At 62.2% G+C, this 24,904-nt stretch carries 29 protein-coding genes and 1 pseudogene; 17 read left to right on the forward strand and 13 right to left on the reverse strand.

The window, feature by feature from the left end; all coding sequences use genetic code 11:
• Positions 1-3: 3 nt before the first annotated feature.
• Positions 4-1,359, forward strand: coding sequence for a M24 family metallopeptidase (locus NKJ11_RS17600; protein WP_023812289.1), 1,356 nt, complete (start codon positions 4-6; stop codon positions 1,357-1,359).
• Here the strand turns inward: NKJ11_RS17600 and NKJ11_RS17605 are convergent.
• Both NKJ11_RS17605 and NKJ11_RS17610 read right to left on the reverse strand, forming a co-directional pair.
• On the reverse strand, positions 1,324-2,151 hold the full coding sequence (locus NKJ11_RS17605; protein ID WP_352793851.1) for a phosphate/phosphite/phosphonate ABC transporter substrate-binding protein: 828 nt from the start codon (positions 2,149-2,151) through the stop codon (positions 1,324-1,326). The two genes, NKJ11_RS17600 and NKJ11_RS17605, sit on opposite strands and share 36 nt — an antisense overlap.
• Before the next feature lie 91 nt (positions 2,152-2,242).
• Positions 2,243-3,253, reverse strand: a complete 1,011-nt coding sequence (locus NKJ11_RS17610) for a fatty acid desaturase (RefSeq protein WP_031213520.1) — start codon at positions 3,251-3,253, stop codon at positions 2,243-2,245.
• 230 nt (positions 3,254-3,483) lie between these two features.
• Between NKJ11_RS17610 and NKJ11_RS17615 the strand changes: the two genes are divergently transcribed.
• Positions 3,484-4,341: a helix-turn-helix domain-containing protein gene (locus NKJ11_RS17615; protein ID WP_023812292.1), complete on the forward strand. Its 858-nt coding sequence runs from the start codon at positions 3,484-3,486 to the stop codon at positions 4,339-4,341.
• A 133-nt stretch (positions 4,342-4,474) separates the two neighbouring features.
• Positions 4,475-5,497, forward strand: a complete 1,023-nt coding sequence (gene bmt, locus NKJ11_RS17620; RefSeq protein ID WP_352793852.1) for a betaine--homocysteine S-methyltransferase — start codon at positions 4,475-4,477, stop codon at positions 5,495-5,497.
• 15 nt (positions 5,498-5,512) lie between these two features.
• Here bmt and NKJ11_RS17625 read toward each other — a convergent pair whose 3' ends face one another.
• The 3 genes from NKJ11_RS17625 to NKJ11_RS17635 all read right to left on the reverse strand — a co-directional run bounded on the left by NKJ11_RS17625 (position 5,513) and on the right by NKJ11_RS17635 (position 8,662).
• Positions 5,513-5,782 carry a hypothetical protein gene (locus tag NKJ11_RS17625; RefSeq protein WP_023812294.1) on the reverse strand — a complete coding sequence of 90 codons (270 nt, stop codon included), beginning with the start codon at positions 5,780-5,782 and terminating at the stop codon, positions 5,513-5,515.
• Between the two features lie 208 nt (positions 5,783-5,990).
• Positions 5,991-8,099 carry a YfbK domain-containing protein gene (locus NKJ11_RS17630; RefSeq protein ID WP_352609546.1) on the reverse strand — a complete coding sequence of 703 codons (2,109 nt, stop codon included), beginning with the start codon at positions 8,097-8,099 and terminating at the stop codon, positions 5,991-5,993.
• Positions 8,100-8,101: 2 nt separating this feature from the next.
• Positions 8,102-8,662 carry an RNA polymerase sigma factor gene (locus NKJ11_RS17635; RefSeq protein WP_352609544.1) on the reverse strand — a complete coding sequence of 187 codons (561 nt, stop codon included), beginning with the start codon at positions 8,660-8,662 and terminating at the stop codon, positions 8,102-8,104.
• 155 nt (positions 8,663-8,817) lie between these two features.
• Here NKJ11_RS17635 and NKJ11_RS17640 point away from each other — a divergent pair, with 155 nt between their 5' ends.
• From NKJ11_RS17640 to NKJ11_RS17665, 6 genes and pseudogenes are all read left to right on the forward strand, one after another.
• Positions 8,818-9,141: an ArsR/SmtB family transcription factor gene (locus NKJ11_RS17640; protein WP_127291759.1), complete on the forward strand. Its 324-nt coding sequence runs from the start codon at positions 8,818-8,820 to the stop codon at positions 9,139-9,141.
• Entirely contained in the window at positions 9,138-9,563 is a 426-nt protein-coding gene (locus NKJ11_RS17645; RefSeq protein WP_352609542.1) for an SRPBCC family protein, read from the forward strand. Before NKJ11_RS17640 ends, NKJ11_RS17645 begins: the two co-directional genes overlap by 4 nt.
• A 53-nt stretch (positions 9,564-9,616) precedes the next feature.
• A complete protein-coding gene (locus tag NKJ11_RS17650; protein WP_352609540.1) occupies positions 9,617-9,838 on the forward strand; it encodes a hypothetical protein in 222 nt (73 codons plus the stop codon).
• A gap of 12 nt (positions 9,839-9,850) precedes the next feature.
• Positions 9,851-10,293: pseudogene (locus NKJ11_RS17655) on the forward strand (DUF1801 domain-containing protein).
• Between the two features lie 29 nt (positions 10,294-10,322).
• Positions 10,323-10,715 (forward strand): VOC family protein, encoded by a 393-nt coding sequence (locus NKJ11_RS17660; RefSeq protein ID WP_128303956.1) that lies wholly within the window; start codon positions 10,323-10,325, stop codon positions 10,713-10,715.
• 41 nt (positions 10,716-10,756) lie between these two features.
• Positions 10,757-11,158, forward strand: coding sequence for a DUF1801 domain-containing protein (locus NKJ11_RS17665; protein ID WP_128303955.1), 402 nt, complete (start codon positions 10,757-10,759; stop codon positions 11,156-11,158).
• Positions 11,159-11,160: 2 nt separating this feature from the next.
• On the opposite strand, the gene NKJ11_RS17670 is transcribed toward NKJ11_RS17665, so the two are convergent.
• Positions 11,161-12,339 carry a BaiN/RdsA family NAD(P)/FAD-dependent oxidoreductase gene (locus NKJ11_RS17670; protein ID WP_352609538.1) on the reverse strand — a complete coding sequence of 393 codons (1,179 nt, stop codon included), beginning with the start codon at positions 12,337-12,339 and terminating at the stop codon, positions 11,161-11,163.
• Positions 12,340-12,421: 82 nt separating this feature from the next.
• Positions 12,422-13,009, reverse strand: a complete 588-nt coding sequence (locus NKJ11_RS17675) for a TetR/AcrR family transcriptional regulator (protein WP_352609536.1) — start codon at positions 13,007-13,009, stop codon at positions 12,422-12,424.
• Positions 13,010-13,148: 139 nt separating this feature from the next.
• Here NKJ11_RS17675 and NKJ11_RS17680 point away from each other — a divergent pair, with 139 nt between their 5' ends.
• On the forward strand, positions 13,149-13,706 hold the full coding sequence (locus NKJ11_RS17680; RefSeq protein ID WP_352609534.1) for a DUF308 domain-containing protein: 558 nt from the start codon (positions 13,149-13,151) through the stop codon (positions 13,704-13,706).
• Positions 13,707-13,845: 139 nt separating this feature from the next.
• On the opposite strand, the gene NKJ11_RS17685 is transcribed toward NKJ11_RS17680, so the two are convergent.
• From NKJ11_RS17685 to NKJ11_RS17705, 5 genes are all read right to left on the reverse strand, one after another.
• On the reverse strand, positions 13,846-14,583 hold the full coding sequence (locus NKJ11_RS17685) for a dienelactone hydrolase family protein (RefSeq protein ID WP_352793853.1): 738 nt from the start codon (positions 14,581-14,583) through the stop codon (positions 13,846-13,848).
• 104 nt (positions 14,584-14,687) lie between these two features.
• Positions 14,688-15,983: a CynX/NimT family MFS transporter gene (locus NKJ11_RS17690; RefSeq protein WP_352793854.1), complete on the reverse strand. Its 1,296-nt coding sequence runs from the start codon at positions 15,981-15,983 to the stop codon at positions 14,688-14,690.
• Positions 15,980-16,657, reverse strand: coding sequence for a FadR/GntR family transcriptional regulator (locus NKJ11_RS17695; RefSeq protein ID WP_352793855.1), 678 nt, complete (start codon positions 16,655-16,657; stop codon positions 15,980-15,982). Before NKJ11_RS17695 ends, NKJ11_RS17690 begins: the two co-directional genes overlap by 4 nt.
• A gap of 99 nt (positions 16,658-16,756) precedes the next feature.
• Positions 16,757-17,452 (reverse strand): hypothetical protein, encoded by a 696-nt coding sequence (locus NKJ11_RS17700; protein ID WP_352552483.1) that lies wholly within the window; start codon positions 17,450-17,452, stop codon positions 16,757-16,759.
• Positions 17,453-17,541: 89 nt separating this feature from the next.
• Positions 17,542-19,116, reverse strand: a complete 1,575-nt coding sequence (locus NKJ11_RS17705) for a trimethylamine methyltransferase family protein (RefSeq protein WP_023812310.1) — start codon at positions 19,114-19,116, stop codon at positions 17,542-17,544.
• Positions 19,117-19,392: 276 nt separating this feature from the next.
• Here NKJ11_RS17705 and NKJ11_RS17710 point away from each other — a divergent pair, with 276 nt between their 5' ends.
• Positions 19,393-20,091: a cobalamin B12-binding domain-containing protein gene (locus NKJ11_RS17710; protein ID WP_023812311.1), complete on the forward strand. Its 699-nt coding sequence runs from the start codon at positions 19,393-19,395 to the stop codon at positions 20,089-20,091.
• Positions 20,092-20,176: 85 nt separating this feature from the next.
• On the opposite strand, the gene NKJ11_RS17715 is transcribed toward NKJ11_RS17710, so the two are convergent.
• On the reverse strand, positions 20,177-20,317 hold the full coding sequence (locus NKJ11_RS17715) for an entericidin A/B family lipoprotein (RefSeq protein WP_023812312.1): 141 nt from the start codon (positions 20,315-20,317) through the stop codon (positions 20,177-20,179).
• Positions 20,318-20,381: 64 nt separating this feature from the next.
• Between NKJ11_RS17715 and NKJ11_RS17720 the strand changes: the two genes are divergently transcribed.
• The 6 genes from NKJ11_RS17720 to NKJ11_RS17745 all read left to right on the forward strand — a co-directional run bounded on the left by NKJ11_RS17720 (position 20,382) and on the right by NKJ11_RS17745 (position 24,801).
• Positions 20,382-21,011, forward strand: a complete 630-nt coding sequence (locus tag NKJ11_RS17720) for a DUF1638 domain-containing protein (protein WP_352439868.1) — start codon at positions 20,382-20,384, stop codon at positions 21,009-21,011.
• A 113-nt stretch (positions 21,012-21,124) separates the two neighbouring features.
• Positions 21,125-21,700: a DUF4893 domain-containing protein gene (locus tag NKJ11_RS17725; protein WP_352439867.1), complete on the forward strand. Its 576-nt coding sequence runs from the start codon at positions 21,125-21,127 to the stop codon at positions 21,698-21,700.
• A 93-nt stretch (positions 21,701-21,793) separates the two neighbouring features.
• Positions 21,794-22,576 carry a formyl transferase gene (locus NKJ11_RS17730; protein WP_352439866.1) on the forward strand — a complete coding sequence of 261 codons (783 nt, stop codon included), beginning with the start codon at positions 21,794-21,796 and terminating at the stop codon, positions 22,574-22,576.
• 203 nt (positions 22,577-22,779) lie between these two features.
• Positions 22,780-23,082, forward strand: coding sequence for a virulence factor (locus NKJ11_RS17735; RefSeq protein ID WP_027034742.1), 303 nt, complete (start codon positions 22,780-22,782; stop codon positions 23,080-23,082).
• Positions 23,075-23,713 (forward strand): methylenetetrahydrofolate reductase C-terminal domain-containing protein, encoded by a 639-nt coding sequence (locus NKJ11_RS17740; RefSeq protein ID WP_352439865.1) that lies wholly within the window; start codon positions 23,075-23,077, stop codon positions 23,711-23,713. Before NKJ11_RS17735 ends, NKJ11_RS17740 begins: the two co-directional genes overlap by 8 nt.
• A complete protein-coding gene (locus NKJ11_RS17745; RefSeq protein WP_352793856.1) occupies positions 23,710-24,801 on the forward strand; it encodes a methylenetetrahydrofolate reductase in 1,092 nt (363 codons plus the stop codon). The genes NKJ11_RS17740 and NKJ11_RS17745 overlap by 4 nt, the downstream gene beginning before the upstream one ends.
• The last annotated feature ends 103 nt before the right edge of the window (positions 24,802-24,904 follow it).

The raw sequence follows: 24,904 nt of genomic DNA on the forward strand, positions 1-24,904 counted from the left end.
ACCATGGACAGCGCGGGGCCGAAGGGCAGCTTTGGCCGCCATCGCAAGATCATGCCGTTCGAGCCAGGCTCGATCGAGGCCCTCCGCGACGCCTCCCGCCGGAAGGCGGCTTCGCTCAACCAGCATGTGCTGGGCTATGGCGCGCAGGCCGAAGCTGAATGGGCCGCGGCAGGCATTGCCGCGCCCGATCTGCCTGCCATGCGTCAATACCGGCTGGAGCGTATCCGCGCCGAGCTGAAGCGGCGCGGCTATGCCGGCGCCCTGCTCTACGACCCCGTCAACATCCGCTACGCCACCGACTCGACCAACATGCAGCTGTGGGTGGCGCACAACCCGACGCGGCATTGCTTTGTCGCCACCGACGGCCCGGTGGTGCTGTTCGACTATTTTTCCTGCGAGCACCTGTCCGATCATTCCGGCGTCGTCGACGAGGTGCGGCCGGCGGTGTCGTGGATGTACCTCTATAGCGGCGAGTTGACCGAGCAAAAAGTCCGCCGCTGGGCCGCCGGGATCGCCGATCTGGTGAAAGAGCATGGCGGCGGCAACAGCCGCATCGCCGTCGATCACATCAACCCGGAAGGCGTCGAGGAACTGGCGCGGCTTGGTATCTCCATCGGCAATGGCGAAGCGGTGATGGAAAATGCGCGGCTGATCAAGTCGCCTGACGAAATCCTCGCCATGCGCCGCGCCATCGTCGCCTGCGAGGCGGCGATGGGCGAAATGGAACAGGCGCTGAAGCCTGGCATTTCCGAAAATGAGTTGTGGGCGGAACTGCATCGCGGCAACATCGCGCGCGGCGGCGAATGGATCGAGACCCGGCTGCTGACGTCAGGTCCGCGCACCAACCCATGGTTCCAGGAATGCTCGTCACGCAAGATTGTATCAGGCGACCTCGTCGCCTTCGACACCGACCTTATCGGCCCCTACGGCTTCTGCGCCGACCTGTCGCGGACATGGCTGTGCGGCGATGCAAAGCCGACCAATGAACAGCGCGACCTGTTCCGTATCGCCGCCGATCAGATCGAGCACAACACGGCACTGATGCAGCCGGGCATCTCGTTTCGCGACCTCGTCGAGCGCTCGGCCGTGCCACCGGGAGACTGCTTCCCGACGCGATACGGCGTGCTCTATCATGGCGTCGGCCTGGCCGACGAGTATCCGACACTACCGCATGCCAGCGACTGGACATCGGACACGCCGGACGGCGTGCTGGAACCGGGCATGGTGCTGTGCGTGGAAAGCTATATCGGCCGGCTTGGCGGGCGCGAAGGCGTCAAGATCGAGGAACAGATCCTGATTACCGAGACCGGCAACGAACAGCTCTCAACCTACCCGTTGGATGCGAGGCTGCTCGGCTAGCCCGGCAAGGGCCTCGCGCAACGCCCCAACCGTCTTTTCCGGTGTCACCGCGGCGGTGATGTAAGGCAGGCCTTTGCGCCGCCCGGTCCAGCCGATGACCACCACCTTTTTCGCCGCCGGCTCGAAACGCTGCGCCAGTGCCCAGCTCTCGCAGTCGATGGCCGCTATATCGGCCTTGCCCTCGGCAATTGCCACGATCGAGGAACGGTGCCCACCGCTTTCGCTGCGCGAGGCAAAGAGGTCAAGGCTCTCGCCCATCGCCTCCAGGTCGCGCGTCAAACCGAGGAACCCCGACATCGAATCGAGGCTGTTGAAGGTGAAGCGCTTGCCACGGATGCGATCGAGTGGGACCAGCGGGCTGCCGTCATTGGGCGAGGCAACCGACGGCGCGCCATCCGCCAGCATGACGATAGCGCTGGAATAGAGCTCGCCCTGCCCGCCTTCGTAGGCGTCGTAGCTTGGCTGGGCGACCACCTGCACATGCCTGGACAGGCCGAGTTCCATCGGCCCCCAGCAGGTCTGCGCGAACAGCAGCGCCGGGTGCAGCCACAGTCTGTGAAAATCGAGTTCGTCCGGCGGCAATGTCGCTGGATCGGGTGCGATCAATGCACCGGCAGCATCACGAATTCCGCCCGGCACCGGCGGCAGGTCACCATTGCGACGCGCGATGGTTTCCGGCGCGTCAATGCCCTTTCCCCGGAAAGCATCGCGCAGCAGCACCCATTGCGCGTCGACCTCGCCGCGCATTTCGGGCCAATCATACATCGGCAACGCCGCAACCAATTCACTCATGCCGATATCAAATCATCATGTCGGGAAAAAGGATCGCAAAAACGCGGCGTCCAATCAGAATTGGCCGACACGGACCCCCGGATAGGCCGGATTATTCCTTGGGCGGCTCGGCGGGAACCGGCGCACTGCCAAGCCCGCTGATGCTGCGCGCCCTGATGCGCGGCTTGAAGGCCCTGCCCGGCTCGGCTTGACGCCGCAGCACCGGGTGCACGATCGGCTCTTTTGCCTTGAAGGCGTAAGCCTTGATCAGCGCGAAATAGTTCGGATAGGCATAGCCATTGTTCATCCGCAGCCATTCCTCACGGCGGTCACGAAACAGCTTGGGTAGCTTGTACCAGGCCACGGTCGGGGTCTTGTGGTGGACGAAGTGCAGATTGTTGTTGAGGAACAGGAACGACAGCGGCGAACGCTCGACGATCACCGTGCGACCTTCCGGATGTTCCGACCATTGATGCTCGGCGAACGTGCGGATCGAGATCAGCGACTGGCCGAGCCAGACCGGCACGAGAATGTAAAGCCACAGCGGGATGCCGAAGCCGAACTGGACGATCGGCAGCACGACGGCAAGGCCGATCGCGTGCAGCAGCCACGCCTTGCGGATCGCCTTGTCGCCGGCGAACATCTGCTTGGCGTCGTCGATGAAGAAGCCGACGCAGGACAGCCACGGGCCGAGCACGAAGCGGCCGGCCATGGTGTTGTTGATCTTGAGCAGGAATTTCATCGTCGGCGGCAGCTCGTCATGCTGCCAGAGCGCCTGGTAATAACTCTCTGGATCGTCCAACGGGTCGGTCAGCCGCTCGTCGGCGTGGTGGCGCAGATGGATGGTCTTGAAGCGGCGGAATGGCCAGACCAGACCGATCGGCAGGAACACGAAGGCTTCGTTGACCCGTGCATTGCGTGTCGGATGCCCGTGCAGCACTTCGTGCATGATCGACGATTGCAGTGCGGCGGTCAAAGCCAGGATGGCGAGCGCCAGGACGGGGTAGGATGGCCAGAGCAGGAAACCGGTGGCGAGCCAAGTTGCGTAACAGAAAAAGGCGAGTACCACGGTCGGCCACTCGATGGCCGGTGCGCTGTGTCGCCTGATGCTCTTGCTCGTCATGCTATCGACCACTGTCCCTCAGTCGCCGGAAACCCCAATTGGCTCCTGACAGCATAGTGTCAGGAGAAATGATTCCACTCAACGAGACAAAGTGCACAAACTGTTGCGATTGCGCATTTTCGGCCGCACATGTTATACATTGTAAACAGACTTAGGGATTCATTTACGCCTGAGGCGCGCTCGGAAGCGATTCGGCGCAAATTTTTCCTCAATCGAGGTGGAGCCCGCACATGGACAAGCGCGACCTGTCGACGATCTTCCGCGAACGCCTGAAAATGCTCTTGACACGCTCCGACCTGAACCAGTCGGCCTTCGCGACCGCGGTCGGCATCGACCGCTCGGCGCTATCGCAGCTGCTGTCCGGCGCCTCGACCCGCCTGCCCCGCGCCGAAACGCTGCTCAACATCGCCGCCGAGTTCAAAGTGTCGCTGGACTGGCTACTCGGTCTCAGCCAGGACGAGGGCCTCACCGGCGAAATCCGCGAGAGCCTGGAGATCGAGGAGGCACCCGACGGCTTCGACCGCACCCTGCTGGCCAAATGGCATGCCGAGGCGGCCGGCACCAAGATCCGCTACGTGCCTGCCGGCATTCCCGATCTTCTGCGCACCGAAGCGCTGGTCGACTATGAAGCCGGCATCACCAACAAGAGCCGCCTGGCGCAGGCCGGAGAAACGCAATACCGCATCGACTACAACAGGCGCCCGGAAACCGACATGGAAGTCTGCATGCCGCGCCACACGCTGGAGATCTTCGCCCGCGGGCTGGGTGTCTGGGACCGTTTCCCCGAAGCCGATCGGCGCGCCCAGTTGCTGCACATGGCGACGCTGCTCGACGACCTCTACCCGACCTTCCGGCTGTTTCTCTATGATGGGCGGATGCGCTATTCGATCCCCTACACCATCTTCGGCCCCTATCGTGCCGCCATCTATGTCGGCGACATGTATCTGGTGCTCAACGCCACCCAGCCGATCCAGACGCTGATCCAGCATTTCGACAATCTGATCCGGGCTGCCGACATCAATGCGCACGAGGCGTCCGGCTTTGCGCACAGGCTGGCCGGCATGTCGTTCCCAACAGGCACTGTCTGATTTTCGGCAGCCAAGATCACCACCGCGCCATGGCTCAAGGCGCCGCATGGGCGAATCCGTCCTAGCTATTCATTGACTACACATAAAGACTTCTTTATATCCTTATCCGACTTCGAACATGAAAGCCAATCCGATGACGACCACCAACCCGATCGATGCGCTGCTGGCTGAAAAGGGCGTGCTGCTGGCCGATGGCGCCACCGGCACCAATCTATTCGCCATGGGTCTGGAGGCCGGCGAGGCGCCCGAACTGCTGAACGAGACGGCGCCCGACACCATCACCAGCCTGCACCAGAATTTCGTCGATGCCGGCGCAGACATCATCCTCACCAATTCGTTCGGCGGCACCCGTCACCGTTTGAAGCTTCACCATGCGCAGGACCGCGCGCATGCGCTGAACAAGCGCGCCGCCGAGCTTGCTCGTGCCGTCGCCGACAGAGCCGGCCGCAAGGTGATCGTCGCCGGTTCGGTCGGCCCGACCGGCGAATTGCTGGTGCCGCTGGGCGCCATGACCTATCACGAGGCGGTCGACGCCTTCGCCGAACAGATCGAGGGTCTCAAGGCCGGCGGCGCCCAAGTTGCCTGGATCGAGACGATGTCGGCTCCCGACGAGATCCGCGCCGCCGCCGAGGCGGCCATCCGCGTCGGCTTGCCCTACACCTACACCGGTTCCTTCGACACCGCCGGCCGCACCATGATGGGTCTGCTGCCGAAGGATATCCACGGCGTCACCGACGGGCTGTCGCAGGCGCCGCTCGGCGTTGGCGCCAATTGCGGCGTCGGCGCCTCCGACATCCTGGCCTCGCTGCTCGACATGACCGAGGCGAAGCCGGAAGCGACGGTGATCGTCAAGGGGAATTGCGGCATTCCCGAATTCCGCGGCACCGAGATCCATTATTCCGGCACACCCGAACTGATGGCCGACTATGTCAGGCTCGCCGTCGATGGCGGCGCCAAAATTATCGGCGGCTGCTGCGGCACCTCGTTCCAGCACCTCGCCGCCATGCGCAAGGCGCTCGACGCGCACACCAGGGCGGATCGTCCGACGGTTGCCGCGATCGTCGAACGCATCGGTCCGATGCGCAACAAGGTGGCGACGGAAAACACCGCCGAGACCAGCGAAGCCCGCCGCGAGCGCCGCCGCAGCCGGGCCTGACCCATCGGTTTTCGACTATTCGCTGTTGTCGGCGTAGCTCGACTGCGCCGACTTGAAGTCGACCACATTGTCGCCGCGCATCGTCATCAGCGCGCCTGAAGCGCTGGGGTCGGTGATCTGTTCCAGCATGATGCGGAACCGGTCGTTGGTCAGTGCCGACAGGGCGGTATGGCGCGCCTGCGCGACATCGTCACTGATACGCCTGGATTCCGATGATGGGGCCGATGAAACCGCCGAGGCGTCTGGCGCTGGGGGTATCGAGTTGGCGATAGTCCTGATCTGCAATTTCGGCTCCCTCAAGCCCAGTACACCTGTCCTGCGTAACAAGGAGAGGGTTGCCATCCAGTACCGGAAATGCCGCGCAATTTAACGACCCGGAAAATCCGCGAAAAAAGGCCGGCAAGATTTCCCTCGCCGGCCTGCCTCACCCGCCCGTAGGTCGGTTTCCCCTGTCAGAACGATCCCATCTGAAAGAAACCGGCCGTCATCACCACTACCGGTTACCGCCCAGCGCCGAGGCAAGGCGCACAAGTGAAAGGAACTCGGACCTGTACCCAAACGGGTCGGCCCCTCGAGCGGCAGTGGCGATCTCCATGATCTTGTCGTAGCCAAACTTCGCGGTCGCATCCTCGTCGCGCAGCTTCTGGCCGAAGGCGGCAACCGCGACGGAGAAGCGCTGATCGGCGCTGGCCTGGTCGAAGGACGAAATCTCGTTGGCCGAGGTCACCGGCGTGGTGATCAGCTTCGAGACGTCTTCATTCGGCAGCTTGTAGCGGATCTTGACGAAGGCATATTCGTCCGCGTTGGCGACGCCGCCATTGTCCACCGACGCCTGGCCGTAGCGCAGCGGATCGATCTGCTCGCCGCCGCTGCCCTTTGGCGTGATTTCATAGATCGCGGTAACGGAATGGCCCGAACCAATGTCGCCGGCATCGACGCGGTCATTGTTGAAATCCTCGCGGTTCAAGGCGCGGGTCTCGTAGCCGATCAGGCGATATTCCGAGACCTTGTTCGGGTTGAACTCGACCTGGATCTTCACGTCCTTTGCGATGGTGAACAGCGTCGACGAAGCATCCTCGACCAGCACCTTTTCGGCCTCGGCCAGCGTATCGATATAGGCGGCGGTGCCGTTGCCGTTCTGCGCGATGGTCTGCATCATCTGGTCGTTCAGATTGCCGCGGCCGAAGCCGAACACCGACAGGAAGACACCGCTCTTGCGCTCGCTTTCGATCAGCCGCTTAAGGTCGTCGTCATCGGTCTGGCCGACATTGAAGTCGCCGTCGGTGGCGAGCATCACCCGGTTGACGCCGTCCTTGACGAAGGATTTTTGCGCCAGCCTGTAGGCTTCCTTGATGCCCGCCTCACCGGCCGTGCTGCCGCCGGGCGTCAGATTGTCGATGGCGCTGAGGATCTTGTCCTTTTCGGACGCCTTGGTCGGCTCCAGGACTGTGCCGGCGTCACCGGCATAGGTGACGATCGAAATGGTGTCGTCGGCCTTCAGCTTGCTGACCAGCAGCCGGAAGGCCGATTTGAGCAGCGGCAGCTTGTCCGGCTCGTCCATCGAGCCCGAGACATCGATCAGGAACACCAGATTGGCCTTCGGCTGCTCGGTCGGCTTGACGTCAAAACCCTTGATGGCGACATGCATCAGCCTGGTCTGCGTGTTCCACGGCGTCGGCATGACGCTGACGGTCGAGTTGAACGGCGTCGAGGCGGAGTCCGGCCCCTTCCAGTCATAGGGGAAGTAATTGATCATCTCCTCGACGCGAACAGTATCGGCTTGCGGCAGAGTGCCTTGCTTCAGCGAACTGCGCACGAAGGAATAGGAGGCCGTGTCGACGTCGATCGAGAAGGTCGAGACCGGGTCCTCGAGTGCCGCATGCACCGGATTGGTCTTGAAATCCTCGATACGGTCGCGATTTTCCTCCTGCGGCAGCATCTGGTCGGCCGGCGCCATGGCCGGCTGCTGCGGCGCCATCAGCTTCGACTCCGCCGCCATGCGGGCTCGCGAGGTACTGGGTACACTTGCAGCGCCATCCAGTGCGAATTCACCTGTCGGTGCCGGTGGCGCAGGCTCGGCCAGCACACCGCGCTCCAGCGCATTTTGTTGTGCAGCGCCCCCAGCAACGGTCGATTCGGATTTCTGCGGCGAGGCCGGCGCCACAAGCGCATCGGTGGCGTCGCGGCTTTCCACATCGGCGTCCGCCTTCTTGTCCTTCTCCAACTCGCCGCGCTTCGGCTCGGCGGTCGTCGGCTTCACCGTCGTCGGCTTGTCGGCCAGCGTCTCGGTGATCTTCTCGTCGCCGCCGAATTTGGGCGGCTGTTCCCTCAGCAGATGGAAGGTGGCGTATCCGGCGATCGGCAGGGCGACGAGCCCGGCAAGAGCCGGCGTGGCAATGAGTTTCTTTTGCATGATCTCGCTCCAGAGCTTTTGTGCTCGCTCTGTGAGACGAAGCCCGCCAACCGATCCTTGGGAGACAGCAGAAATATTTTCCTGATCATAGGCGCGCAGGGCGGCCTCGAAGGCACGTGCCTTGGCATCCTTGGCGGGCGCCAGTGCTGCGATATCGCGCAGTCTGTTGAGTTCATTGTCGTCGACCATGGTCACACTTCCCCGGCCGCGCGCATCAGCGTCTTCAGCCGTTTCTTCGCTTCATGGATGTGCCAGGAAACCGTCGTCTCCGAGATCGCCATCGCCTCGGCGGCGGCCGCGTGGCTCAATCCTTCGCCATAGACCAAAAGCACGGCGTCGCGCTGCTTGTCCGGCAATTGCCGCACCGCGGCCCATAGCGCTTCGGCGGGGTCTTCCGGTTCGATCGACGCCTCGCCCGAGATCAGTGCATGGACGCCATAGGCCTCTGTCTTGACTGTCTCGCGGGCGGATTTGCGCATCATGTCGCGCGCGGCGTTCAGGGTCACGGAATAGAGCCATGTGGTGAAGGCGCCGCCGCCGCGATAGTCGCGGATCGCCTTGCCCAGCCTGACGCAGACTTCCTGGGCTATGTCTTCGGCATCGGCCTTCCTGCCGCACCAGCGATAGGCAGCGCGATAGACGAAGTCATAGTGCCTTTCCAGCAATGTGCTGAAGGCCCCCCTGTCTCCGCCCTTCGCCCGCCCGATCAGTTCGGCGTCGGAGGCTTCGCTCTCATCCAGCATCATCGCCATCATTTGCCTGTTGGACGAAGGCTAATGGCTAATCCTTGGGGCAATGGAAAGATTTTTTTGGAAACCGCCGGATCGTGACCGCCGGCACCCCGCTTGACACATCCATATCTCGACGGTTATACGTCAATCAATAGCCACCGGGTTATCGATCCAAAATGAACAACGCTCACGACGTCCTCTTCAGAACGCTCTCCGATCCGACGCGTCGTGCGATCTTCGAGCGCCTGTGCCGGCAAGGCGAGCAGACGGTCGGTGCCCTGACGGCTCAGTCGGGGGTCTCGCAGCCGGCGGTGTCGAAGCATCTCGGCGTGCTCAGGCAGGCCGGGCTCGTGCGTGACCGCCATCAAGGACGGCAGACCCATTATAGCGCCCAGCTCGCAGCACTTTCCCCGCTGACCGACTGGACGAACCAGATGAACACGTTCTGGCAGAGCCGGTTCGACGACCTCGAAAATTTGCTCAAAAGAATGGACCAATGACCAACATCGCGACCGAAACGCGCTCCGTCATCGTCGAACGTGAGATCCCCTATCCGCCGGAAAAAATCTGGCGCGCGCTGACCCAACCGCATCTGATCGAGGAATGGCTGATGAAGAACGACTTCAAGCCAGTCGTGGACCATCGTTTCAAGCTGCGAAAGGAACCGCAACCTGACGTGAGCATCGTTGTCGACTGTCAGGTAACAGCCGTCGAATTGAACAAGACACTGTCCTACACGTGGCAGGCCTATGGCCTCGAGAGTGTCGTCACCTGGACTCTCCTGCCGACCAGCACGGGCACCCGGTTGCGCATGGAACAATCCGGCTTCCGTCCGGATCAGGAGCAGGCGTATCGGGGCGCGACGAGCGGGTGGCGGCAGTACTTTACGAATCTGAGTCAAGTCCTGGCGCGGATAGATTGAACCCGCCGGTGCGGATCGGTGGTCCGCGTCGGCTGTTTTGACAGGAGGAACTATTGGATTGGAACATGTGGGTTCGGCAAATTCATCGCTGGCTGTCGATCATCTTTACGCTGACCGTCATCGCCAACTTCGCCACCATGGCATTCGGGCAGCCTCCCGCCTGGGTGGTCTACTCGCCGCTCCTGCCGCTCTTCCTGCTGCTGTTCAGCGGCCTGTACATGTTCGTGCTGCCCTATGTCGCCAAGGGCCGCGGCGCGCAGTGTGTCGGCGGATAGGAGTGGGGCAGAATGGCCAAGACGCAGCGGCAATCGACCAAGGCCAAGGCTGCGCCAGTGCTGCTCTCGGGCGGCAACCCGCAAATCGCCAAGGCCGACGGTGACGCCCCGGTGCAGGCTATATCGCTGCGATGCCGGGTTGGAAGCGCGGCCTGGGCGAACGCCTCGACGCGCTCATCGAGCGCAACGTGCCCGACGTGCGCAAGGCCGTGCGATGGAACTCGCCCTTCTACGGCATCGAAGGCCAGGGCTGGTTCGTGAGTTTCCATGTCTTCACCCACTATTTGAAGGTGACCTTCTTCAGTGGCATCTCATTGCAGCCGATCCCACCTGGCGGCACGGCCAAGAGCAAGGATGTGCGCTGGATCGACATCCGCGAAGACGATCAGTTCGATGAGGCGAGGATGGTGGAATGGATCAAGCAGGCCGCGGCCCTGCCCGGCTGGATGCCGTAATGACCGACTATGACAGAGGAAAATGAGCGATGAAGATCAAGCTGACCAGCGTGTATGTGGACAACCAGGAAAACGCACTGCGCTTCTACACCGACGTGCTGGGCTTCACCAAAAAGGCCGATTTCAGCAATGGGCCTTATCGCTGGCTGACCGTGGCCTCGGCCGAAGAGCCTGATGGGACCGAACTGCAGCTCGCGCTCAACGACAACCCGGCCGCCAAGGCCTATCAAGAAGCCATTTTCAAGCAGGGTCAGCCCGCGATCATGTTCTTCACCGACGACGTCAAGGGCGACTACGAGCGCATCAAGGCGAAGGGCGGCGCGTTCACCATGCCGCCGACCGAAGTGACCGGTTCGACCATCGTCCAGATGAACGACAGCTGCGGCAATCTCGTTCAGATCACCCAACTGACGCGCTGGTGACAGGCAGCGGTTGAACGTATCGAGGCACAGGAAGGCACCCAATGACCCCCTCGCAACAAATCGACCAATTGATCGCCGGCCTCTCGGACTGGCGCGGCGAGACGCTCGCCCGCATCCGCAAGACCATCCTTGCAGCCGACCCGGACATCGTAGAGGAGTGGAAGTGGATGGGCAGCCCGGTATGGTGTCTCGACGGCAACATCGTGGTCGGCAACGCCCACAAGGACAAGGTGAAGCTGACCTTTTCCCATGGCGCCAGCCTGCCGGACCCCGACAAGCTGTTCAACAACGGTTTCGGCGGCAAGGTGTGGCGGGCAATCGATATCCTTGAGGGCGATAGGCTCGATGAGCGTGCTTTGAAAGACCTCGTCCGCGCAGCGATCGATTACAACCAGGCCAAAAAGAAGAAGAAGGCGACTGCTGGGACGAAGCCACGGACGTAAGTCTAGGCCGCCTGCCCCGCCGCCCAGCCCGATGACCATGCCCACTGGAAATTATAGCCGCCCAGCCAACCCGTGACATCGACGACTTCGCCGATGAAAAACAGGCCCGGCACGGATTTCGCCTGCATCGTCTTCTGGTCCAGCCCGTTGGTGTCGACTCCGCCCAGCGTCACTTCGGCGGTGCGGTAGCCCTCCGAGCCGGCAGGCTTGATGCGCCAGTCATTGACTGCGGCAGTTATGGTTTTCATCTGGGCGTAGGAAAGATCGGCAAGGTTGCCGTCGATCCCGGTGCGCTCGGCGATCGACTGCGCAAGCCGCTTCGGCAGATGATTTGCCAGCACCGTCTGTACCGCTTGCCGCCCATTGCTTCGCTTGGCCACCCGAATGAGGTCCGCCACGTCAACTCCCGGCAGCATGGCGATGCGGATTTCATCGCCCTCGCGCCAATAGGAAGAGATCTGCAGGATGGACGGTCCGCTGACGCCGCGATGCGTAAACAGCATCGCTTCGGAAAACCGCGTCTTGCCGCAGGCGACTTCCGCGTCGACGGCGTTGCCGGCCAGCGGCGCCAGCCGTTCGAGCGTGTTTGCGTCGAAGGTCAGCGGAACCAGCGCCGGCCGCGTTTCGACAACAGCAAGGCCGAACCGCTCGGCAAGCTCATAGCCGAAGCCGGTCGCCCCCATCTTGGGGATCGACTTGCCGCCGCAGGCCACGACCAGCGACTGGCAAGTGACCAAGCCTGTGGAGAGGGTGAGCGCAAACCCCTCCACGGTTTTGCGGACATCCTCAACGCTGGCCGAGAGCGCCAGCTCCACGCCCCTGCCCTGCATTTCCGAGACCAGCATGTCGATGATCTGGCGTGCGGAGCCATCGCAGAACAGCTGCCCAAGTGTCTTCTCGTGATAGGCAATGCGGTGGCGTTCGACGAGGGCGATGAAATCGCGCTGCGTGTAGCGGCTGAGCGCCGAAATGCAGAAATGCGGATTGCCCGACAGAAAATTCTTCGGGCTGGCATGGATGTTGGTGAAATTGCACCGGCCGCCGCCGGAGATGCGGATCTTTTCGCCAGGCATTGCCGCATGATCGAGGATCAGCACCGAACGGCCGCGCTTGGCCGCCTCCACGGCGCACATCATTCCAGCGGCACCCGCGCCGATGATCACGACATCATAGGATTGCATCAGGCTATTCGTTCCCGCTCGACCCACTCACATGGGGCCGCGCCACTTGCGCTGCCTGGTACCACTTTGGCCCGATAGTTTTCTAGCAATTCCGTCCCAGCAGCCTGGTGATCTGGAGGGTGACGATTGTGGTGAACAGCCCGGGATCACTGAAAGCCCTCGCGGACAGCATTGCCCCATGAACCGATGCCATCAGCATCTGGGCCTCCTCCTCCGGCCGGTTGTTCAAGCGGAACAAGTCCTGCTCCATTCCAGCCCGCAGCACCGACGTAAGCCATCCCGCGAGATTTTGGAAATGGGCACGAACGCGTGATGCGACCTCTTCCGGCAGCATCTGCATCTCGCCGGCGAGCATCGCGCAGACGCAGAAGGACGGCGAGGCATCGCGAATGCATGTCCGCCAATAGTTCAGATAGGACTGAAGTTGTTCAGCAGGGCTTGAGAGTTCTCCTCGGAGAGATTCCAAGCCCGCTTCGGCCTGCCGCCTGTAACGATCCACCAGCACCGAAACCAGCTCGGCCTTCGTCGGAAAGTGATGGTGGATGCTCGCCTTCCGGATGCCGATGGCAGCCGAGATATCAGCATAGCTGAACCCGTTGTAGCCTCCCGCGACGATGAGGGATTGCGCGACATCGAGAATCTTTTCTGAGGTCGAAGCCATTGATTTCATATCGCTGCCTACCTTCTGGTAGGCGAACTGTCAAGGTTATGCATCGTTCCCGATTCTCACAGGGAGGTGTCCGGACATCGGGTTGACTTAGAGGTTTTGGCTACCTACTAATAGGTAGATAGCAATAAGGAATCTGCCGATGCAAAACCAATCTTTCATCCAGTCCGGATGGCTACGATCCTATTATTTCGCACGCGCCATATTTTCTATCGCCTGGGTTGCTGCCGCCATCCTATTCAACGGGCAACCCGGTCCCACCGCGCTTCTGCTCGTGATCTACCCCGCATGGGACGCGCTCGCCAATCTGGTTGACGCCAGGGTAAATGGCGGCCTGAAAGCCAACTCGTCCCAGGCATTGAATGTCGTGGTCAGCACGATAACGGCGCTCGCCGTCATCGTGGCGGTCAGCAACAGCATGTATGCCGTTCTGGCCGTGTTTGGGGTTTGGGCGATCCTGTCGGGTCTGCTGCAGCTCAACACGGGAGCAAGGCGTTGGCGCTACCAAGGCGCGCAGTGGCCGATGATCCTCAGTGGCGTGCAATCGGCCCTCGCCGGCGGCTTCATGATCAGCCGATCCCTCGGCACGGCTGCGCCGACGATTCTGGACATCGCCCCTTATGCCGGGTTCGGCGCGTTTTACTTTCTGCTTTCCGCAATTTGGCTTGTCGTCGCAGCCTATCGCAAGGCAAACGCCTAGGCGCAGCCCGATCCGGCGGCGGCAAGGTGAACGATCATCTGCCGCCGTCGAAAGGGCAAGCATCGCTCACTCTTTGCCGCATGGGCTGCCGTTCTGGTTCAAAGACGCGTAGCGTCCTGCTCAGGGTCGACCGCTGACCTTAGATCAGCGTCTCGGCGAACAACGTCGTCAGCCGCTTCCAGTGGCGTTCGGCGCCGGCGGCATTGAAAACGCTATGATCGGGTACGCACCAGCCATGCGCCATCCCGGCATAGTTCTCGATGACATGATCGACTTCAGCGACCCGCAGCGCTTCGGCCAGCCGCGCCGACTGTTCCGGCGGGAAACTCCTGTCGACGCCGGATGTGCCGACATAGACGCGCCCCCTGATGGAGGCTGCCTTGCGATGCGGGCTGTCGGCGGCGTCGCTGGCCAGATTGCCGCCATGGAAGCTTGCGGCCGCTTTTATCCGTTCGGGATAGGTTGCAGCCGCATTCAATGATCGACCGCCGCCCATGCAATAGCCGACGGTGCCGATCGGCCCGGTAATGCCCTCGGCAGCAAGCGCATCGAGGAACGCATCGCTGTCGCTGATGGTCATGTCCTGTGTCGTGCCGGTGACCAGCGCCATCAGCGGGATTTTGGTCTTTTCCTCGGCGAAGGCGGTCTTGGCGTCGAACGGCCCGTAGGGCGCATTGCGGTAGAACAGGTCGGGCACCAGCACCGCATAGCCTTCATTCGCCAGCCGCTCGGCCATACTGTCGAGTGCCGGCCGCGGACCGAAGGCGTCCTGATAGAGAATGACGCCGGCCTTGGCAGGAGATGCGTTTGCCGAGCGGAAAAGCCCGGCATTGGCAACACCATCCCTGGTCTTGATCTGAAGGTCGTGTTTCGTCATCGCCCGCTCCGTTCGACTGATGCGCGATACATAGCCGCGCAAGCCTATACGGCAAGGCGTTCCCTGAACCCGGCAGTCAACATTTCGTGCAGGATTGCGTGACGCTATTGCTCGCCTTCTCGCACGGTCCGGGCGCCGACATGCAGCGCCCGGCCGGCACCGAGCCCCATGATGGCTACGCCAAGCCCGAGCGCGACGAACAGGAACGCCGTCCCCGAAAAACTGCCGGTCCAATCGCGGATCAGGCCCACCAGCAGCGGGCCGAATGCCGCCAGTACATAGCCGACGCCTTGCGCCATGCCTGAAAGATGCGCGGCGACATGCGAATCCGGCGAACGCAGCACGATCAAGCTCATGGCAGCCGCGATAAGGCCCCCCTGCCCAATGCCTTGCAGGACCGCCCAGAACAGCACCGTCGAGGTCGGCGCAAAGAGAATGCCGAGCAGCGCGATCACCGCTATGGCAACGAGCGCCACATTGATGCCGCGCTGGTCCTTCAGCCGCACCGCAAAGGATGGCACGGCGAGGCACGTGATGACCTGCGCCATCACCGACACCGAAACCATCGCGCCGGCGGTGGCCGCGTCAAAGCCGCGCTCGCGCAGGATCGGCGCCAGCCAGCCGAAGATGCAATAGGCAAGCGCCGACTGCAGCCCCATGAACAGCGTCACCTGCCAAGCCAGGCGATCGCGCCAAAGCCCGACGACGTGAAAGCCGCGATGACTGACCTGCCGACGGCTGCCCAGCGCCTGCGGAATCCAGATCAAAAGGACGACCAATGTAGGCACCGCCCAGGCAGCGAGTGCCCCGGACCATGAACCGGTGACAAAATGCTCGATCGGCAGCGTGAAGCCGGCGGCAGCGGCCGAACCAGCGCAAAGAGCCATGGTGTAGAGCCCCGTCATGACGGCGGCCCTGTCGGCAAAATCGCGTTTCACCAGGCCCGGCAGCAGCACATTGCCGATGGCAATGGCGCCGCCGGCAAGGAAGGTCGCGACAAACAGCAAGGGGACTGATTCGAACCAGCGCAGACCGGTTCCCAGCACCAGCAATGCGAGTGCGCCGAGCAGTGTGCGTTCAGCCCCATAGCGTTGGGCGAGTTTTGGTGCAAAGGGCGCAAACAGACCCAGGCACAAAACGGGAAGCGTCGTCAGCAGGCTGGCGCCGGTCGTCGAAAGCCCGGTTGCCTGCATCACCTCGGGCAACAGCACCGAAAGGCTGGAAAACAGCGGCCGCAGGCTGAAGGCGATCAGCACAAGGCTTGCGCCAAGCACGATGCGCGCCGCACGGCTGCGCAGTTCAGGCGGCTGCGGCATGGGCAGGCTGTCGGCCTCGGCATCGATGAGTTCCAGACCCTCGACCTCGGCCTTCGGATCAGGCTGACGAAAACTCTGGTTCATTGCGAAAGCAGTCTTTCAAGTTGGGCAAGCACCGGCGCCATGAAGGCTCGGACGGCGGCAACGGCGCGCTCGGGATCGCTCGCGGCAATGGCGTCGACGATTGCCGCATGCGCCTGGTGGTCCGGTTCGGGCAGATCGCCGTCGATGGTGGCATGGATGGTCTCGGTGATGGCGGCGGTGAAGAAGTCATAGAGCTCCATCATCGCGCTGTTGCCGGACGCCGCGACGACGGATTTGTGGAAAGCGAGATCGCGCCGGATGAAGGCATCGCTTCCGCCGTCGGCGACGGTGCCGCGTTCGGCAAGCAATTGCCGCATCCGCTCGAGGTCGGCTGGCGTGTGACGCAAGGCGGCGAGCCTCGCGGCCTCGAGGTCAAGCGCCGCCCGCGCCTCCCACTGATCGCGCAAGCCGCTGCGTTTGATCCGGTCAAGCGCGGCAGAAGTATCGACGGCGGAGCGCACATAGGTGCCCGAGCCCTGGCGCGTATTCAGCAACCCCTGCGAGACCAGCACCCGCACCGCCTCGCGGACGGTGCCCCGACTGACTGACAGAAGGTCGGTCAGAGCTGCCTCGTTGGGGATACGCTCGCCGACACCCCAGCGGCCGCTGACGATTTCAGCCCGCAGGCTCTCGGTGGCGCTGTCGGTGAGATTGGTTCGGAGAGCAGGTTGCATCGGCCTATTCATCAAGTCATCAGATGACTTGATGAATAGGCTTGCTTCTAACTGCCGTCAAGATGCTTGAAGCGAAGAGCACCACGCAATGGGAATGGATCAGTTGGTGGCTCGTGCGAAGCTCGCCATGTGGAAGGCCTGAACCTCCGGCGGATAGCGATACTCCGTGCCATAGGGGCACGCATTGCGATCAAGGCAGCCGCCGCTGCGGCAAGGCGAGCCGCCGGCTCCACGCACATGCGTCAGGCAGGATTGATAAGCAAATCCTTGCGCGGAATAGGCGTCGGCCGGACAAGATTTCAGGCAAGGTTTCTCGACGCAGCTATCGCAAAGGTGAGGCGCCGTTTCGCCGGCTTGAATCGGAAGCTCGTCCTCGAACAGCAGCGCACCGCGATAGGCATGCCATAGCCCGTATTGCGGATGCATGAGGATGCCGAGCGGCGACGGCTTCAGTCCCTCCGCCCGCATCGCCCATTGCTGAAACGGCAGATAAGGTCTGTCGGAAGGGGAAACGGCTCGCGCCCCGAATGCCTCGGCCACGGCTCCGATCACTTCGCGCGACCACGTGTCGAGCGGATTGGCGATGGTCTGCGATTGCTTGTCGATCCAGCGCAGGAAATGCGGCCAAGGCGCTGCACCCGCCTGCCCGACCAGCAGGACGGATTTGACGGGAGCACCTGAGAGGTCGGCAAACGGGGTTTCGCTCGCTCCGCACTTGAAGCCGCCGCGCAGGATGAGGCCATGGGCCGAAAGCACGGTCGCGATGTCCTCAACCCGGCGCCCCGCGGCAATCATTCCTTCTTGACCGGATCGGAGAACGCGCTCCGCCAGACTTCCTTGTGGATGATGTTGGCGACTTTAGCCCCGCCTGACTCGGGCTCCTTTCAAGTGAAGGCGTCGGGCATCGACCCCTTCTTCTTGGCGATGAAGTCCTGCAACGCTTCGTCGATGCTCGGATCGAGATACGGCGCCTCGTAGCTTTCCAGCCAGCGGCGGGCAAGTTCGTTGGCACGCTGCGGCGCGGTCTTCTCGCCTTCGGCCAGCCACTGCTCGTAGGAATTGTTGTCGGCGATGTTGGAGCGGTAGAAGGCGGTCTGGAAATTGGCCTGGGTGTGGTCGCAGCCGAGATAGTGGCTGCCCGGGCCGACCTGGCGGATGGCGTCCATCGCCTGGCCGTTTTCCGACAGGTCGACGCCCTCGGAAAACTTCTGCGTCATGCCGAGCTGATCGATGTCCATCATGAACTTCTCATAACAGGACGCGAGCCCGCCCTCGAGCCAGCCGGCAGAGTGCAGCACGAAGTTGGTGCCGGCCAGGATGGTCGAGTTCAGCGTGTTGGCGCTTTCATAGGCCGCCTGAGCATCCGGAACCTTGGACGCGCAGAGCGAGCCGCCGGTGCGGAACGGCAGGCCCAGCCGACGCGCCAGCTGTGCGGCGCCATAAGACACCAGCGACGGCTCCGGCGTGCCGAAGGTCGGCGCTCCCGACTGCATCGAAATCGACGAGGCGAAGGTGCCGAACAGCACCGGCGCGCCGGGACGGATCAACTGCGTGAACGAGGCGCCGGCCAGCACTTCGGCCAGGACCTGCGTTAGCGTGCCGGCCACCGTCACCGGGCTCATCGCGCCCGCAAGGATGAACGGCGTGACGATGCAGGCCTGGTTGTGGCGCGCATAGACTTTCAGCGCGCCGAGCATGGTCTCGTCGAACACCATCGGCGAGTTGGCGTTGATCAGGCTGGTCAGCACCGTGTTGTTCTCGACGAAATCGTCGCCGAAGACGATCTTGGCCATGGCGACGGTGTCTTCGGCGCGTTCCGGCGCGGTCACCGAGCCCATGAACGGCTTGTCGGAATATTTGATGTGGCTGTAGATCATGTCGAGGTGGCGCTTGTTGACCGGCACGTCGACGGGCTCACACACCGTGCCGCCCGAATGGTGGATCGACGGCGCCATATAGGCGAGCTTCACGAAATTCTGGAAATCCTCGATCGTCGCATAACGCCTGACGCCATCGAGGTCACGCACGAAGGGCGGACCGTAGACCGGCGCAAAGACGGTGGCATTGCCGCCGATCTGCACCGAACGCTCGGAATTGCGCGCATGCTGGGTGTAGACGGACGGCGCGGTCTTGAGCAGCGAACGGCACAGCCCCTTCGGAAAGTGCACGCGCTCGCCCTTGACGTCGGCGCCGGCCTCTTTCCACAGTTGCAGCGCTTCCGCGTCATCACGGAAGATGATGCCGATCTCCTCGAGCACCGTGTCGGTGTTCTTCTCGATCAGCGCCAGGCCTTCCTCGTCCAGCACCTCGTAAACGTTGATCTTGCGCTTGATGTAGGTGAGCTGCGTACCCGGGCCACCGCCCGAACGTGCTGCCCGCCGGGCTGCAGCCCCGCCACTGGCGCCACGCCCACGTCGCGCGTTTGACGCTTCCTGATCGACTGCCGCGTGTTCGCTCATGGTGGTTCTTCCCCGAATCTGTTCTTGTCTGGAATCCATAGCGGCTGCATCTCGCCGCTTCTTGCCAGATCGTAGCCATGCACCCTATTCGAAACGGCCCGCCAGCGCCAACGCCTGTCGCAAAATCGACAAGAATTCCAAGAGAGTTACGGTCGCTTTCCTTTTGCGGGAAGTCGCAAATCAGCTATGGATACCTGCCCCCAGCGGGTTAGGTATGAACGCGAATATTTTGTGCCTTGCGACGCACGTCGCGATGCCGGCAGGAGCTCGATACAAATGGCCGACGACGAGATCATCCTTTCCGAACTTTCCGACGACGAGTTGGTGCAGCAGATGCACGACGATCTCTATGACGGGCTGAAGGAAGAGATCGAGGAAGGCACCAACATCCTGCTCGAGCGCGGCTGGGTGCCCTACAAGGTGCTGACCGAGGCGCTGGTCGAAGGCATGCGCATCGTCGGCGAGGATTTTCGCGACGGCATCCTGTTCGTGCCCGAAGTGCTGTTGTCGGCCAATGCGATGAAGGCCGGCATGTTCATCCTGCGTCCGCTGCTCGCCGCCACCGGCGCGCCGAAGCAGGGCAAGATGGTCATCGGCACCGTCAAGGGCGACATCCACGACATCGGCAAGAACCTCGTCGGCATGATGATGGAAGGTGCTGGCTTCGACGTCATCGATCTCGGCATCAACAATGCGGTCGAGAAATATCTCGATGCGATCGAACAGCACCAGCCCGACATCATCGGCATGTCGGCCCTGCTGACCACGACCATGCCCTATATGAAGGTCGTCATCGACACGATGAAGGAAAAGGGCATCCGCGACGACTATGTCGTGCTGGTCGGCGGCGCGCCGCTGAACGAGGAATTCGGCAAGGCCGTCGGCGCCGATGCCTATTGCCGAGACGCGGCGGTGGCGGTCGAGACCGCCAAGGACTACATGAAGCGCAAGCACAATGTGCGCGCTTCGGCCTGATTGGCCAATTCGGCCGGAGAACAGGAAAAGCCGCGCCTTGCAGCGCGGCTTTTTTGTTCCCAGATGAAGAAAGGCCGGGTGCGGATCAGGGATTGTTGACGGTGTCCTCGACCGCATTGGCGGTTGATTTGACGTCCTTGCCGACGCCTCGGACGGTGTTCGCACAAGCCGTGAGGGCCAGGGCGCAGGTCAAGATGGCAATTGGCGTGATGCGTAGCAGTTTCATGGACGGTGTCTCCCTCAATAGATAAATTAGCGCTACAGCAACGAAGGCCGGCTCGACGGGTTCCATGGCCAAGACGCAAAAAACGAAACCGAATCAAGACGACAGGCTGCTCGTTATCGCCTGTGGGATGATTGCGCGCGAAATTCTGGCCGTCAAGGAACAGCTCGGACTGGATCACCTCGACCTGACCTGCCTGCCGGCGGAATTCCATTTCTACCCGGACCGCATCGCTCCGGCCATGGACAAGGCAATCGAAAAGGCCAAGGCCGAAGGCTACAGCAACATCTTCGTCGGCTATGCCGATTGCGGCACCGGCGGCCTGCTCGACAGGGTCTGCGAGAAGCATGGCGTCGAGCGCATGGCCGGCCCGCATTGCTTCGCCTTCTACCAGGGCATGGAGGCCTACGCGAAGGTCGCAGACGACGACATGATGTCGTTCTACATGACCGACTTCCTCTGCCGGCAGTTCGACGCCTTCTTCATGAAGCCGCTCGGCCTCGACAAGCACCCGGAACTGATCAAGGACTATTTCGGCAACTACGAGAAGCTGATCTATCTGGCCCAGACCAATGATCCGGAACTCGACAAGGTCGCCGAAAAGGCCGCCAAAATGCTCGGTCTCGTTTATGAACGCCGCGCCACTGGCTATGGCGACCTGACGGTCGGAATGGCGCAGGCGGCTGCACACGCCTGAAGCAATTCTTGACCCGCTATGCTCCAACCCTGGATGACAGGCCATCGAGAACGGGTAAGTTGTGCGCCACAAGGCAACAGGCCCTCCAGCCATTCGAACGTGGAAACGCACCGATGACACCTCGCCTCTTGATAGCCGCACTCGGTCTCCTCTGTTTCGCCCTGCCCGCTCATGCCGATGGCGAGATACAGAAACTCATCACCCCAGCCGACAAGGCACGGCTCGACAAATATGGCGAGACCCGCAAGGTGGCACTCGCCGAGGCGAAAGCGGGCGACCCCGCCGAGGTCAAGCAACTCGACGCCTTGCTGGCAAAACCGCTGGTGGCCTTCTCCGACAAGGACCTGACCGGCAGCTGGCGGTGCCGCACCATCAAGGCCGGCGGATCTCTGCCGCTCGTCATCTATGGCTGGTTCAAATGCAAGGTGACTGATGACGGTTCCGGCTGGCGGCTGGAAAAGATCAGCGGCTCGCAACGCACCAAGGGCCGTTTCTTCGACGATGGCGAGAAACGCGCGATCTATCTCGGCTCCTTCTATGTCAACGACGATCCGGCAAAGCCCTATGGCAGCGGCCCGCAAACCGACCAGGTCGGCTATGCCTTCCGTAACAGCGCCAAGGAATGGCGCATCGAATTCCCGGCGCCCTACTATGAATCGAAGCTCGATATCATCGAATTCAAGCGCTGACCGGGCATCGAAGAGCTGATCACCAAGGATTAACCCGGACGCCCTAGCATCCGCCCATTGTCGAGAACGGGTTGCTTGGAGGGGGCAAGATCCATGGCAGCATCAGAATCCAGTACGCGTCCGATCTTGGTCGTCACCGGCGGCGGCCAGCATGTCTGGGCTATGATCAATGCAATCGCCGATCGCGTCGGTCCTGTCAGCGTTGTCCTCGAAACACCTGAATCCAAAAAGCAATTGCTGCGTGGCCGGGCTCGCCGCCAGGGCTGGATCTCCGCCATGGGCCAGCTTGGCACGATGGTGCTGAGCAGGTTGGGCAAGCGATTCCTGGCCGGCCATAGCGCGCGATTGATTGCCGAGGAGAAGCTGGAGGTTGAGCCGCGACCAGGCCAGGAGATCATCCAAGTAGCCTCGGCCAATGGGCTTGAGTGCCTGCAGGCGATCCAGAAGATCCGGCCAGGCGTTGTGCTGCTCAACGGTTGCCGACTAATCTCGGCTGAGATGCTGAGCAAAATGCCCTGCCCGGTGCTCAACTACCATGCGGGCATCACGCCGAAATATCGCGGCATGAATGGCGGCTATTGGGCTCTGGTATCAGGCGATGCGCAGAATTTCGGCACGACTGTCCACCTCGTCGACGCTGGCGTCGACACTGGTGGCGTGCTGAAGCAGGCGCGCGGCAGATCGAAAAAAGGCGACACCATCTCAAGTCACGCGCTACGCCAGACGGCGTTCTCGCGCGACATCTGCGTCGAGGCCGTCAGCGATGCACTGGCTGGAAAACTCACGACGATCAATCCCGGCCTGCCTTCGAAGCTGTGGTATCATCCGACGATCTGGTTCTACGTCTGGACCGGCCTCAGAACCGGCATCTGGTAGCGAGTTCCTCGCCCGTATCCGCATGCCGCACGCTGGCTCTTCCGGCGCGTCGAACCTGCCGCCAGCACACGCCGCAAACGAATAAACCCACCTTTCATTTTACGACATCCAAATGCGTCGCTTTTGAATGCGCGCGCGTCGTCCCATAACAAGCGGCCCCACTGCGCTTCCGGCAATGCTCGCAGATCGAGGAGTGAGAATTCATGGCCGATCTGATCGTCGTCTACTGGCGCGACATCCCTGCCCAGATCATCGTCAAGAAGGGCAGGCAGAACGCCAAGCGTGAACTGCCGCTGCGCTTCACCGAGGCGATCGACATGTGCGCCATGCGCACCGGCGCCGGCGGCACCGACGACTATCTGGCCGAATGGCGCAAGGCCGATCCAATTCCGGTCGGCGACGACCTCGAAGCCGAAGTCGAGAAGGCATTCAACGATATCGACACGAAATACGACCGCGAGCGGCTGGTCGCCCTGGTCAAGGCAGGCGGCAAAGAAAATGTCTGAAACCATTCCTGCCAAGGATGGCCAAAGGGTTGTCCAGCCGGTTACCCAAGCCACTCTGGTCAAGAAGGCAGCGCCGAAATCCGACTACAAGCCGGCCGACGTATCGCCGCAGCGGCGCGTGCAGCGCTCCTTCGCGGTCCGGCTGTGGTCGATCAGGCACTCGCGCCTGCTCGAATGGTTCTACGGCAAGTTCGCCGACATGTTCCTGACGCTCCATCCCCTGTGGAAAGGCATCGGCTACGGCCGCGTCGAAGGGCCGATCAAATTCGTCGAGAAGCGCGTCAAGGGCTTCATGTTCGACTGTCGCATGTGCGGCCAGTGCATCTTGTCGTCGACCGGCATGTCGTGCCCGATGAACTGCCCCAAGCAACTGCGCAACGGCCCTTGCGGCGGCGTCCGCGCCAACGGCAATTGCGAGGTCGAGCCCGATATGCCCTGCGTCTGGGTCAAGGCCTGGGAAGGCTCGCAGAACATGGTGCATGGCGACAGGATCCTGACCGTGCAGAAGCCCGTCGACCAGTCGTTGCGCGAAACCTCGGCCTGGCTGCGGGTGACCGCGCAGGCGGCCACCGCGCGCGAAGCAGCCGCCGCCGCCAAGAATGGGGCGGCAAACACCGGGGCATCGGCATGATCGGACGCCAGCTTGACGAGAACCCGGCCGGCATCCACCTGCCGCTCGACCCCCTGCCCGGCCACACCTCGCGCGGCCGGCTGGAGCGCGTGCTTCGGCGCGGCGAGTTCGCGGTGACGACGGAGCTCAATCCGCCTGACAGCGCCGATCCGGAAGACGTCTACAACAGGGCAAAAATCTTCGATGGCTGGGTCGACGCCATCAACGCCGTCGACGCATCCGGCGCCAACTGCCACATGTCCTCGGTCGGCATCTGCGCACTTCTGACCCGCATGGGCTATGCGCCGATCATGCAGATCGCCTGCCGCGACAAGAACCGCATCGCCATCCAGGGCGACGTACTGGGCGGTGCCGCGATGGGCGTCGCCAACATGCTGTGCCTCACCGGCGACGGCGTGCAGGCCGGCGACCAGCCCGGCGCCAAGCCGGTGTTCGACCTCGATTGCATGTCATTGCTCGAGACCTGCCGCATCATGCGGGACAACGGCAAGTTCTTGTCCGGCCGCAAGCTGACGACGCCGCCGCAGCTTTTCCTCGGTGCTGCGATCAATCCGTTCGCGCCACCGATCGATTTCCGCCCGCATCGGCTGGGCAAAAAGATCGCCGCCGGCGCGCAATTCGTGCAGAGCCAATATTGCTTCGACGTGCCGATGTTCCGCACTTACATGCAGAAGGTGCGCGACCTCGGTTACACCGAAAAATGCTTCATCCTGGTTGGCGTCGGCCCGCTCGCCTCGGCCAAGACGGCCAAATGGATCCGCTCGAACGTGCCGGGCATCCATATTCCCGATTCAGTCATCAAGCGGCTGGAAGGCGCCCAGGACCAGAAGAAGGAAGGCAAGCAGCTCTGCATCGACATCATCAATGAGGTGAAGGAAATATCAGGCGTTTCCGGCGTTCACGTAATGGCCTACCGGCAGGAGGAATATGTCGCCGAGATCGTCGATGAATCGGGCGTTCTGAGGGGCCGCCAGCCGTGGAAACGTGAGATCCGTCGCGACGACCAGATGGTCGCCGACCGGCTCGACAGCATCTTGCACGACGACATTACCGAAACGCAGGTGGACATGGTGAAGACCGCGCACTGATGTATGTCGCCCAAAAGTGGGAACCGGTTTTGGGACAACGACATACTTTAACTCAAGGCGAAGCGCGGACGGCCACCCATTCGCTTGAACGAAAACAGACAAC

The sequence above is a fragment of the Mesorhizobium sp. M0243 genome (assembly GCF_040321775.1).
Taxonomy (GTDB): Bacteria; Pseudomonadota; Alphaproteobacteria; order Rhizobiales; family Rhizobiaceae; genus Mesorhizobium.

What these genes read in the sequence shown, in the direction of transcription:
- NKJ11_RS17660 (WP_128303956.1), top strand. Translation starts at nt 10,323, where the DNA reads ATGAAGATCAAGCTGACCAGCGTGTATGTGGACAACCAGGAAAACGCA.
- NKJ11_RS17725 (WP_352439867.1), top strand. Translation starts at nt 21,125, where the DNA reads ATGACACCTCGCCTCTTGATAGCCGCACTCGGTCTCCTCTGTTTCGCC.
- NKJ11_RS17690 (WP_352793854.1), bottom strand. Translation starts at nt 15,983, where the DNA reads ATGAACCAGAGTTTTCGTCAGCCTGATCCGAAGGCCGAGGTCGAGGGT.
- NKJ11_RS17645 (WP_352609542.1), top strand. Translation starts at nt 9,138, where the DNA reads ATGACCAACATCGCGACCGAAACGCGCTCCGTCATCGTCGAACGTGAG.
- NKJ11_RS17740 (WP_352439865.1), top strand. Translation starts at nt 23,075, where the DNA reads ATGTCTGAAACCATTCCTGCCAAGGATGGCCAAAGGGTTGTCCAGCCG.
- NKJ11_RS17735 (WP_027034742.1), top strand. Translation starts at nt 22,780, where the DNA reads ATGGCCGATCTGATCGTCGTCTACTGGCGCGACATCCCTGCCCAGATC.
- NKJ11_RS17630 (WP_352609546.1), bottom strand. Translation starts at nt 8,099, where the DNA reads ATGGTCGACGACAATGAACTCAACAGACTGCGCGATATCGCAGCACTG.
- NKJ11_RS17665 (WP_128303955.1), top strand. Translation starts at nt 10,757, where the DNA reads ATGACCCCCTCGCAACAAATCGACCAATTGATCGCCGGCCTCTCGGAC.
- NKJ11_RS17720 (WP_352439868.1), top strand. Translation starts at nt 20,382, where the DNA reads ATGGCCAAGACGCAAAAAACGAAACCGAATCAAGACGACAGGCTGCTC.
- NKJ11_RS17640 (WP_127291759.1), top strand. Translation starts at nt 8,818, where the DNA reads ATGAACAACGCTCACGACGTCCTCTTCAGAACGCTCTCCGATCCGACG.
- NKJ11_RS17700 (WP_352552483.1), bottom strand. Translation starts at nt 17,452, where the DNA reads ATGATTGCCGCGGGGCGCCGGGTTGAGGACATCGCGACCGTGCTTTCG.
- NKJ11_RS17695 (WP_352793855.1), bottom strand. Translation starts at nt 16,657, where the DNA reads ATGCAACCTGCTCTCCGAACCAATCTCACCGACAGCGCCACCGAGAGC.
- NKJ11_RS17670 (WP_352609538.1), bottom strand. Translation starts at nt 12,339, where the DNA reads ATGCAATCCTATGATGTCGTGATCATCGGCGCGGGTGCCGCTGGAATG.
- NKJ11_RS17685 (WP_352793853.1), bottom strand. Translation starts at nt 14,583, where the DNA reads ATGACGAAACACGACCTTCAGATCAAGACCAGGGATGGTGTTGCCAAT.
- NKJ11_RS17715 (WP_023812312.1), bottom strand. Translation starts at nt 20,317, where the DNA reads ATGAAACTGCTACGCATCACGCCAATTGCCATCTTGACCTGCGCCCTG.
- NKJ11_RS17610 (WP_031213520.1), bottom strand. Translation starts at nt 3,253, where the DNA reads ATGACGAGCAAGAGCATCAGGCGACACAGCGCACCGGCCATCGAGTGG.
- NKJ11_RS17730 (WP_352439866.1), top strand. Translation starts at nt 21,794, where the DNA reads ATGGCAGCATCAGAATCCAGTACGCGTCCGATCTTGGTCGTCACCGGC.
- NKJ11_RS17710 (WP_023812311.1), top strand. Translation starts at nt 19,393, where the DNA reads ATGGCCGACGACGAGATCATCCTTTCCGAACTTTCCGACGACGAGTTG.
- NKJ11_RS17635 (WP_352609544.1), bottom strand. Translation starts at nt 8,662, where the DNA reads ATGGCGATGATGCTGGATGAGAGCGAAGCCTCCGACGCCGAACTGATC.
- NKJ11_RS17605 (WP_352793851.1), bottom strand. Translation starts at nt 2,151, where the DNA reads ATGAGTGAATTGGTTGCGGCGTTGCCGATGTATGATTGGCCCGAAATG.
- NKJ11_RS17680 (WP_352609534.1), top strand. Translation starts at nt 13,149, where the DNA reads ATGCAAAACCAATCTTTCATCCAGTCCGGATGGCTACGATCCTATTAT.
- bmt (WP_352793852.1), top strand. Translation starts at nt 4,475, where the DNA reads ATGACGACCACCAACCCGATCGATGCGCTGCTGGCTGAAAAGGGCGTG.
- NKJ11_RS17600 (WP_023812289.1), top strand. Translation starts at nt 4, where the DNA reads ATGGACAGCGCGGGGCCGAAGGGCAGCTTTGGCCGCCATCGCAAGATC.
- NKJ11_RS17705 (WP_023812310.1), bottom strand. Translation starts at nt 19,116, where the DNA reads ATGAGCGAACACGCGGCAGTCGATCAGGAAGCGTCAAACGCGCGACGT.
- NKJ11_RS17615 (WP_023812292.1), top strand. Translation starts at nt 3,484, where the DNA reads ATGGACAAGCGCGACCTGTCGACGATCTTCCGCGAACGCCTGAAAATG.
- NKJ11_RS17745 (WP_352793856.1), top strand. Translation starts at nt 23,710, where the DNA reads ATGATCGGACGCCAGCTTGACGAGAACCCGGCCGGCATCCACCTGCCG.
- NKJ11_RS17675 (WP_352609536.1), bottom strand. Translation starts at nt 13,009, where the DNA reads ATGAAATCAATGGCTTCGACCTCAGAAAAGATTCTCGATGTCGCGCAA.